Source organism: Clostridium boliviensis, assembly GCF_033342255.1.
Classification (GTDB): domain Bacteria; phylum Bacillota; class Clostridia; order Lachnospirales; family Lachnospiraceae; genus Lacrimispora; species Lacrimispora boliviensis.
Window position 1 is genome coordinate 1 of record NZ_JAWONS010000115.1, and the last position, 539, is coordinate 539.

The 539-nt window shown below is 58.3% G+C and carries 2 rRNA genes; both read left to right on the forward strand.

Going from position 1 to position 539, the window contains the following annotated elements:
- Positions 1–214: ribosomal RNA gene (locus RZO55_RS07835) — 23S ribosomal RNA — on the forward strand; the annotation flags it as partial.
- 67 nt (positions 215–281) lie between these two features.
- Positions 282–398, forward strand: a 5S ribosomal RNA gene (rrf, locus tag RZO55_RS07840).
- Positions 399–539: the final 141 nt, after the last annotated feature.

The window sequence follows — 539 nt, forward strand, 5'->3', positions numbered from 1 at the left end:
GTTGTGCCGCCAGGTGCACCGCTGGGTAGCCAAGTGCGGAAGGGATAAGCGCTGAAAGCATCTAAGCGCGAAGCCCCCCTCAAGATGAGATTTCCCACTCACAGGCTTGCCTGTGAGGTAAGACCCCTCGAAGATGACGAGGTAGATCGGTCCGAGGTGTAAGCGCAGCAATGCGTTCAGCTGACGGATCCGAATCGGTCGAGGACTTCTCCTTGCACTCCCGTGCACTGGATCCCGTAGCCAATTTTGAGGGTGCGACACACATCCTCAACCACAACCCGTCTGGTGGCGATAGCGGAGGGGATCCACCCGTTCCCATTCCGAACACGGAAGTTAAGCCCTCCAGCGCCGATGGTACTTGGGGCGAGAGCCCCCGGGAGAGTAGGACGCTGCCAGGCGGGAACCCCAAAAATTTCATCTTGATATCCGCCGCGATTTGGTGTATACTAAACGGTGCCAACAGGCGGATGATCCTCCGTAGCTCAATGGTAGAGCGCCCGGCTGTTAACCGGTAGGTTGCAGGTTCGAGTCCTGCCGGA